This is a genomic window from Streptomyces caniscabiei (genome assembly GCF_014930365.1).
GTDB classification, from domain to species: domain Bacteria; phylum Actinomycetota; class Actinomycetes; order Streptomycetales; family Streptomycetaceae; genus Streptomyces; species Streptomyces caniscabiei.
Window position 1 is genome coordinate 1 of record NZ_JABXWI010000021.1, and the last position, 9,585, is coordinate 9,585.

At 74.3% G+C, this 9,585-nt stretch carries 1 protein-coding gene; it reads right to left on the reverse strand.

What is annotated here, in order from left to right:
- Positions 1-9,552 (reverse strand): type I polyketide synthase (locus HW837_RS39945; protein ID WP_319681262.1); only part of this gene is annotated, 9,552 nt, incomplete at its 3' end.
- Positions 9,553-9,585: the final 33 nt, after the last annotated feature.

Consider the following 9,585-nt stretch of genomic DNA (forward strand, 5'->3'; position numbering starts at 1 on the left):
GCACACCTCCTCGAACGCCGCCGCGAACACCGGGTACGCCTCGTACAGGTCACGCCCCATACCGACCCGCTGCGCCCCCTGACCCGAGAACACCACCGCGAGCCCTCCGGCCGATGGTTCGTCGGTGACGGTGGCGCCGTTTTCCGCGAGGCCGGTGAGGGCCTGGTGGAGCTGGGTCCGGTCGGCGGCGGTCAGGACGGTGGTGCGGGGCAGGACGGCCCGGGTGGTGGCGAGGGAGAGGGCCAGGTCGGGCAGCCGGATGTCGGGGTGGTCGGCCAGGAAGGCGGCGTACCGGGCGGCCTGGGCCCGTAGGGCCATGTCATCCCGGGCGGACACGACGAGCGGGACGACAGCCCGGGACGGTGTCGCGGATTGCTCCTCCGGTAGTTCCTCCAGTTCCTCGGGCTGTTCGAGGATGACGTGGGCGTTGGTGCCGCTGATCCCGAACGACGAGACGCCGGCCCGGCGCGGGCGGCCCTGCCCCGGCCAGTCCCGGGCCTCCGTCAGCAGCTCCACCGCGCCGGCGGACCAGTCGACCTCGGGGGTGGGTTCGTCCACGTGCAGGGTGCGCGGCAGGACGCCGTGCCGCAGTGCCAGGACCGTCTTGATGACGCCGCCGACGCCGGCCGCGGCTTGGGTGTGGCCGATGTTCGACTTCAAGGAGCCCAGGTACAGGGGCCGTTCACGGTCCTGGCCGTAGGCCGCCAGCAGGGCCTGCGCCTCGATCGGATCGCCGAGCCGGGTGCCTGTGCCGTGTGCCTCGACCGCGTCCACGTCGGACGGTGACAGCCCCGCGACCGCCAACGCGTCCCGGATGACCCGCTGTTGGGACGGCCCGTTCGGCGCCGTCAGACCGTTCGACGCACCGTCCTGATTCACCGCCGAACCCCGCACCACAGCCCACACCGGATGACCATTGCGGCGGGCGTCCGACAACCGCTCGACCACCAGCACTCCCACCCCCTCCGCGAGGGCGAAGCCGTCGGCCGCCGCGGCGAAGGACTTGCTGCGGCCGTCGCGCGCGAGGGCCTGCTGGCGGCTGAAGCCGATGAAGGAGGCGGGCTCGGACATCACGGTGGCCCCGCCGGCGAGGGCCAGGTCGCACTCCCCCGCCCGCAGCGCTTGGACGGCCAGGTGCAGGGCCACCAGGGAGGAGGAGCAGGCCGTGTCGACCGTGACCGCCGGGCCCTCCAGGCCCAGGGTGTACGCGATTCGGCCGGAGGCGACACTGGCCGCGGCGCCGGTGGCGAAGTAGCCCTCGACGTCGGTGGCCGCGTCCAGCAGCCGCGCGGTGTGCCCCTGTTCGCTGATGCCCACGTAGACGCCCGTACGGCTGCCGCGCAGGGTCGACGGGTCGATGGCGGCGCGTTCCAGTGCTTCCCAGGAGGTCTCCAGGAGGAGTCGCTGCTGGGGGTCCATCGCGGGCGCCTCACGCGGTGAGATGGTGAAGAACGCCGGGTCGAACAGGGCGGCGTCGCCGAGGAAGCCGCCGCGGTCGACGTAGCTGGACTCGGGGGTGGTCTCGTCGGGGTCGTGGAGGCGGTGCAGGGGCCAGCCCCGGTCCGTGGGGAAGGGGCCGGTGAGGTCCGCCTCCTCGGCGAGGGCCCGCCACAGGTCCTCGGGGGTGCCGATGCCTCCGGGGAAGCGGCAGCCCATGGCGACGATCACCACGGGGTCGTCGCGGTCGGCGGCGGCCCTGACGACCACGGGCGCCGCACGCTCCTGCCCGCCGAACAGCTTCTCCCCGAGGAACACGGCGAGGGCGGTCACGGTGGGGTGGTCGAAGACGAGGGTGCTGTGCAGCCGGACGCCGGTGGCGGTGGCGAGCCGGTTGCGCAGGTCGACGGCGGTGAGCGAGTCGAAGCCCAGCTCCTTGAGGGCGCGCCCGGGATCCACGGCGCCGGGGTCCGGGTGGCCGAGGACGGCGGCGGCATGGTCGCGGACCAGGTCGCGCAGGGCGCGGGTGCGGGCGGGTCCGTCGAGGGCGGTGAGGCGGCGGGCGAGGTCCGAGGCAGGGGCGCCGCCCGTGGCCTCCTCGGACGGGGTGGCGGGCCGCGCCTCCGGGATACCGTCCAGCAGACGGCTGGGCCGGCCGCTGGTGAAGACCTCCGCGAACCGCTCCCACTCGACGTCGGCCAGGATCACCGACGTCTCGCCGTCGGCGAGGACGGTCCGCAGACCGGAGAGCGCCGTGTCCGGGTCGATGACCGGCAGGCCGGTGGCGCGCAGCTGGTCGTAGATGGTGTCGGAGACCATGCCGCCGCCCGACCACGGCCCCCAGGCGACCGAAAGGGTCGGGACTCCGTCGGCGCTGCGCCGCTCGGCACGGGCGTCGAGGACCGCGTTGCCGGCCGCGTAGACGGCGTGGTCGCCGGCCCCCCAGACGGCCGTGATGGAGGAGAAGTAGACGACCGCGTCCAACTGGGCGGGATCCAGGACGGCTTCGAGGTTCTCGATGCCCGCGACCTTGGCGCCCAGGACGGTGACCAGGTCGGCGAACGGGGCCCGCGCGACGGGCCCGAGCACGCCCACGCCCGCCGCGTGCACGACGGCCCGGACCTGTTCGCCGTCTCGTTCGACGTCGGCGAGGGCGGCGGTCAGGGCGGCCCGGTCCATGGTGTCGCAGGCGAGGAGGGTGACCCGTACGCCGGCCTCCCGCAGTTCGGTGCGCAGGGCGTCGGCACCGGGCGCGTCGGCGCCCCTCCGGCTGAGCAGCACGAGGTGCTCGGCGCCGTCGCGGGCCAGCCGGCGGGCGACGTGCGCTCCGAGAGCGCCGGTACCGCCGGTGATCAGCACCGTGCCGCGCGGGGTCCAGCCGGCGTTCCCGTTCGCCGGGCCGGTGGTGCGGACCAGGCGGCGGGCGTAGGTGCCGGAAGCCCGCACAGCTACCTGGTCCTCACCACCGGTCGCGGCGAGGACGGCGATGAACCGGTCCGTGACGGCGGGGTCGACGACGTCCGGGAGGTCGACGAGACCGCCCCAGTACTGCGGCAGTTCGACGGCGGCGGATCGGCCCAGCGCCCACACGGCGGCCTGCGCGGGGTCGGTGGGCCCGGCGTCGTCGGCGGTGCCGACGGCGCCCCGGGTCAGACACCACAGCGGCACGGGTGTGCCCGTCGCGACCAGGGCCTGGAACAGGGTGAGGGTGGTGGCGAGGCCGGTGGGCACGACGGGGCCGTCCGGGTGCGGCGTGGAGTCGGTCCCGGTGAGGGTCACCGCGCCCGTCGGCCCGATCTCGCGGACGCGAGCGGCGAGGCTGTCCACGTCGTCGTCGGTCGTCACGGTCAGCATCACCGCGTGCTCGGCACGCTCCCGTACGGCCTCGGCCGCCGCGACGAGCGCGGGGTCGTCCCGCCATGCCTCCGGCAGAGCGATCAGCCAGGTGCCGGGCAGGACTTCGGGGGTCGTGCCCGCATCCATCGGGCGCCAGTCGACGGCATACCGCCACGCGTCGACCGTGCCGCGCTCCCGCCGGTCACGGCGCCAGGAGGAGAGCGCGGGCAGGACGGTACGGAGGGCGGGTTCGTCGGCGGGCAGGTCCAGGGTGGCGGCGAGGGCGGTGGCGTCCTGTTCCTCGACGGCCTGCCAGAACTCCTCGTGGGCGGGGTCGGCCACGGGTCCGCTCGGCAGCGTCCGCGGCCAGTGGCGGCGGCGCTGGAAGGCGTACGTCGGCAGCTCGACCGGGGGCTCGGACGGCGTGGGGGTGTGGTCGGCGTAGGCCGGCGTCCAGTCCACGTGTACGCCGCCGACGGCGAGTTCGGCGAGGGAGGCGAACATGCGGGCGAGGCCTCCGTCGCCCCGGCGCAGGGTGCCGACGACGAGCGGCTCGGCCTCCGTCCGCTCGACGGTCTCCGTGAGGGGGGCCGTGAGGACCGGGTGGGGGCTGATCTCGACGAAGACGCGATGACCGGCCTCGACCAGCCCCGCCACCGTGTCGTCGAGGCGCACCGTGGAACGCAGGTTGCGGTACCAGTACTCCGCGTCCAGGCCGGTCGTGTCGAACCGGTCGGCGGTGACGGTGGAGAAGAACGGGGTCCGGGACTCGGTCGGAGTCACCTCGTCGAGAAGGGTGCGGAGTTCGCCGTGGAGCCGCTCGACGTGGGCCGTGTGCGAGGCGTAGTCGACCTCGATCCGCCTGGCCCGCGCCCCGCGCGCCTCCGCCTCGGCGATCACCTCGTCCAAGCCCACCGGACTCCCCGCCACCACCACCGAGGACGGACCGTTGACCGCCGCCACCTCCACCCGCCCATCGACCAGCGGAGACCACCCCCGTACCTCGTCGACCGGCAACCGCACCGACGCCATACCCCCCTGACCGGACAAGGCAAGGATCGCCCGCGAACGCAGGGCCACCACCCGGGCACCGTCCTCCAGGGACAGGGCTCCGGCGACCACCGCCGCCGCGATCTCCCCCTGCGAGTGCCCGACCACCGCCGCCGGCTCCACCCCGTACGACCGCCACACCTCCGCAAGCGACACCATCACCGCCCACAACACGGGCTGCACCACATCCACCCGCGCCAACTCACCCTCATCAGAAAGGACTTCGGACAGCGACCAGTCCACGAACACCGACAAGGCCCGCTCGCACTCGGCCATCCGGGCGGCGAACACCGGCGAGGCCTCCAGCAACTCCACCGCCATACCGGCCCACTGCGACCCCTGCCCCGGAAACACGAACACCGGGCCACGGCCGGTCGGCGCCGCCGTGCCGGTGATGACCTTCGGGGCGGTGGCCGTGCCGTCGGCGAGGGCGCGCACCCCGGTCAGCAGGTCGGCGCGGTCGGTGCCGAGGACGACGGCACGGTGTTCGAAGAGCGAACGGCTGCGGAGCAGGGCGCTGCCGAGGGCGGCCGGCGTGGCGTCGGCACCGTCGTCTCGGTCGAGGTGGGCCGCGAGGCGGGCGGCCTGGGCGCGCAGGGCGTCCGGGGTGCGGGCGGAGAGGAGCCAGGGGCGCACGCGACGGTGGCCGCCGCCCTGGTCTGCGGGAACGGGCTCGACCGGGTCACGTCCGACGAGGGCCTGGTCGACGGGAGAGTGTTCGAGGATGACGTGGGCGTTGGTGCCGCTCATCCCGAACGATGACACACCGGCCCGGCGGGGGCGTCCGGTCTCCGGCCACGGCACGGCGTCCGTCAGGAGTCGTACGGTGTCGGTGGACCAGTCGACCTGCCGGGTCGGTTCGTCGATGTGCAGCGTGCGCGGCAGCAGACCCTCGCGCAGCGCCATGACGGTCTTGATCACGCCGCCGACGCCGGCCGCCGCCATGCTGTGGCCGATGTTGGACTTCAACGAGCCCAGCCAGAGCGGCCGTTCACGTTCCCGTTCCTGTCCGTACGTCGCCAGCACGGCCTGCGTCTCGATGGGGTCCCCCAGCCGGGTCCCCGTCCCATGGGCCTCCACCGCGTCCACCTCCGACGGCGAGAGTCCCGCGCTCGCCAACGCGTCCCGGATCACCCGTTGTTGGGATGGGCCGTTCGGTGCCGTGAGGCCGTTGGACGCACCGTCCTGGTTCACGGCCGAGCCCCGCACCACGGCCAGCACCCGGCGGCCGTGGCGGCGGGCGTCGGACAGCCGCTCCAGGACGAGGACACCCGCGCCCTCGGCCCAACCGGTGCCGTCCGCCGACTCCGCGAACGCCTTGCACCGGCCATCGGAGGCGAGACCTCCCTGCCGGGCGAACTCCAGGAAACCGCCGAGGGTGTTCATGACGGTGACGCCGCCCGCGAGGGCGAGGTCGCACTCGCCCGCCCGCAGCGCCTGTCCCGCCAGGTGCAGGGCGACGAGCGAGGAGGAGCAGGCGGTGTCGACGGTGACCGCCGGGCCCTCCAGTCCGAGGACGTAGGACACCCGGCCGGAGACGACGCTGCCCGCCGTGCCGGTCATGACATGACCCTCGGTCTCGCGCGTGGAGGCGAGCACGCCGGCGTAGTCGGACCCGGCGATGCCGGCGAAGACGCCGGTACGGCTGCCGCGCAGGGACACCGGGTCGATGCCGGTCCGTTCGAGGGCTTCCCAGGAGGTCTCCAGGAGCAGCCGCTGCTGCGGGTCCATCGCCAGGGCCTCGCGCGGCGAGATGCCGAAGAAGTCGGCGTCGAACTCGGCGGCGTCGTGCAGGAATCCGCCGGTGGTGGGGGTGCCGCCGTCGATCCGGCGGAGCGCGGTGGGGTCCCAGCCCCGGTCCCGGGGGAAGGCGGTGACGGCGTCCCGGCCTTCGGCGACCAGGTGCCACAGCTCCTCGGGCGTGGTGACCCCGCCGGGGTAGCGGCAGGCCATGCCGACGACGGCGAGGGGTTCGTCCATGACGGCACGCCTGCGGACGGCGGCCGACCGGCCGGTGTGCTCGCCGTTGAGGTGGGCGACGACCGCTTCCGGGGTGGGATGGTCGAAGACCAGGGTCGTGGGCAGCGGCAGCCCGGTCTCCTCGGCGAGCCGGTCGCGGAACCGGACGGCGGAGAGCGAGTCGAAGCCGAGATCCTTGAAGGGGCGGTCCGGCGGGACGGCGCCGAGGGTGGGATGGCCGAGGACGGCGGCGGCGACGGCACGGACCAGGTCCACGTCGAAGGCGCGGCCACGCGCGGACGGTTCGGCCCCGGTGACGGCGGGCGGCGGGGCGGCCAGCAGGGGGGCGCCGGTTCCGGCGATGGCGGGCAGCCAGAAGCGGGTGCGCTGGAAGGGGTACGTCGGCAGGTCCGCGAGGGTGTCCTCGGGCCCGCCCTGGCCCGTGCTCCCCCCGGTTCCCAGGACGGCCGACCAGTCCACGCCGACGCCTCGGACGTGCAGTTCCCCGAGGGCGGTCAGCAGGGCGGTGGGTTCGTGGTGACCGTGCGGGAGGGAGGGGACGAAGGCGGCGGTGCCGTCGGGCAGGCAGTCGCGGGCCAGCACGCTCAGGGCGCCGCCCGGGCCGAGTTCCAGGCAGGCGGTGGTGCCGAGTTCGCCGAGCAGGCGGACACCGTCGTGGAAACGGACGGTTTCTCGGACGTGCCGCACCCAGTAGTCGGGCGAGCGGAGTTGTTCCTCGGTGGCGAGGAGGCCGGTGACGTTGGAGACGAGGGGGATGCGCGGCGCGTGGAAGGTGAGCCCTTCGGCCACCGCGCGGAACCGGTCGAGCATGGGTTCCATCAGCGGGGAGTGGAAGGCGTGGCTGACCTTCAGGCGGCGGGTCCGCAGCCCTCGTTCGGCGCAGAGGGCCGCCGTGGCGTCGACGGCGTCGGCGGGGCCCGACAGCACGGTGGCGCGGGGCCCGTTGACGGCCGCCACAGTGAGCCGGCCGGTGGCGTCTGCGGCGTCGAGGAGGGCGGGTACGTCGGTCTCGGCGATCTCGACGGCGAGCATCGCGCCGCCTTCGGGGAGACTGTCCATGAGGGTGGCGCGGGCGGCCACCAGCGTGCAGGCGTCGTCGAGGGAGAGCACTCCGGCGGCGTGTGCGGCGGCCAGTTCGCCGATGGAGTGGCCGAGCAGATGGTCGGGGGCCAGTCCCCAGTGTTCGAGGAGCCGGAAGAGGGCCACCTCGAAGGCGAACAGGGCGGTCTGGGTGTAGGCGGTCCGTCCGAGCAGTTCCTCGGAGGCGAGGGCGTCGGTGAGCGGCCGGCCCAGTCGGGGGTCGATCCGGGCGCACACGGCGTCGAAGGCCTCGGTGAACACCGGGTGGGCGGCGTACAGTTCGCGGCCCATGCCGACGCGTTGGGCGCCCTGGCCGGTGAAGAGGAAGGCCAGGGGCCCGGCCCCGGCCGCCGCGCCGCGCACCACGCGCGCGTCGGGAGTGCCCTGGGCGAGGGCGTCGAGGGCCGCCGGCAGATCCGTACGGTCCGCGCCGACCACGACGGCCCGGTGGGTGAACCGGGGACGGCGGGCGGCGAGGGCCCGGGCCACGGCGCGTGGCGCGGGGGCCGCGCCTCGGGGGGCGGAGCCGTCGGCGTCCGACGTGGAGATCGACACCCCGGCAGCGTCGTCGACCTGGCCGTCGTGGTCGGCGTGGTCGGCGTGGTCGGCGTGGTCGACAGGAGTGGCGTTCCCGGCGTGACCGATGTGGTCCTGAAGTCGGGCGGCCTGCTCCCGTAGTGCTTCGGGCGTGCGGGCGGAGAGGAGCAGCGCCACCGGAGCGTTTCCGCCCGGCTCCTCGGACCGGGCGTCGACCGTGGTCTCCCGGACAGGGGCCTGTTGGACAGGCCCCTCTCCGACAGGGGCCTCTCCCACAGGGGCCTGCTCCAGCACGACATGGGCGTTCGTGCCGCTGATCCCGAACGACGACACGCCCGCCCGGCGCGGACGGCCCGTGTCCGGCCATGCGCGGGCCTCCGTCAGCAGCTCCACCGAGCCCGCCGACCAGTCCACCTCGGCCGTGGGCGCGTCCACGTGCAGGGTGCGCGGCAGTACCCCGTGCCGTATCGCCAGCACCGTCTTGATCACACCGCCGAGCCCGGACACCGCCTGCGCGTGACCGATGTTCGACTTCAACGACCCCAGATACAGCGGCAGTTCACGCTCCTGCCCGTACGTCGCGAGCAGGGCCTGCGCCTCCACCGGGTCGCCGAGGCGGGTGCCGGTGCCGTGGGCCTCGACGGCGTCGACCTGGGCGGGGCTGAGCCCGGCGTCGGTGAGGGCGGCGCGGATGACGCGTTGCTGGGAAGGGCCGTTGGGTGCGGTGAGGCCGTTGGAGGCACCGTCCTGGTTGACCGCCGAACCCCGGACGACCGCCAGCACCTGGTGCCCGGCGCGCAGGGCGTCGGAAAGTCGCTCCAGGACCAGGACGCCCGCGCCCTCGGCCCATCCGGTGCCGTCCGCCGCATCGGAGAAGGCCTTGCAGCGGCCGTCCCCGGCGAGGCCCCCTTGCAGCAGGAACTCCTCGTACAGCCCTGGCCTGGCCATCACGGTGGCGCCGCCGACCAGAGCGAAGGAGCACTCGCGGGCGCGGAGGGCACGGATCGCCAGGTGGAGCGCGACCAGGGAGGAGGAGCAGGCGGTGTCGACGGTGAGCGCCGGGCCCTCCAGTCCGTAGAAGTAGGCGAGCCGGCCGGAGGCGATGCTGCTGGTGGTGCCGGTGAGGATGTGCCCTCGGACCTCGCGGAGGGCATCGTCGTCCTCAGGGCCGTACTTCTGGTCCGTCATGCCGACGAAGACGCCCCCGTCGGAGCCCTTGAGGTCGTCCGGGTCGAGCCCGGAGCGCTCGATCGCCTCCCAGGAGGTCTCCAGCAGGAGCCGCTGCTGCGGGTCCATGGCGAGGGCCTCGCGCGGGGAGACTCCGAAGAACTCGGCGTCGAAGTCGCCCGCGCCGTACAGGAATCCGCCTTCGAGTCGGGCTCCGGCGTCGGCCAGGCCGTCGGTGCGCCAGCCCCGGTCGGCCGGGAAGGCGCCGATGGCGTCCCGGCCCTCGGCGACCAGGTGCCACAGCTCCTCGGGCGTGGTGACCCCGCCGGGGAAACGGCAGGCCATCGCCACGATCGCCACCGGTTCCCGTCGGCTCGCCTCCAGTTCGCGGAGCCTGCCTCGGGTGCGCTGGAGGTCGGCGGTCACCCGCTTGAGGTAGTCAACAACCTTGTCGTCGTTCGCCACGGGTGCTCCGATTCGGCCGTACGTACGGGAAGG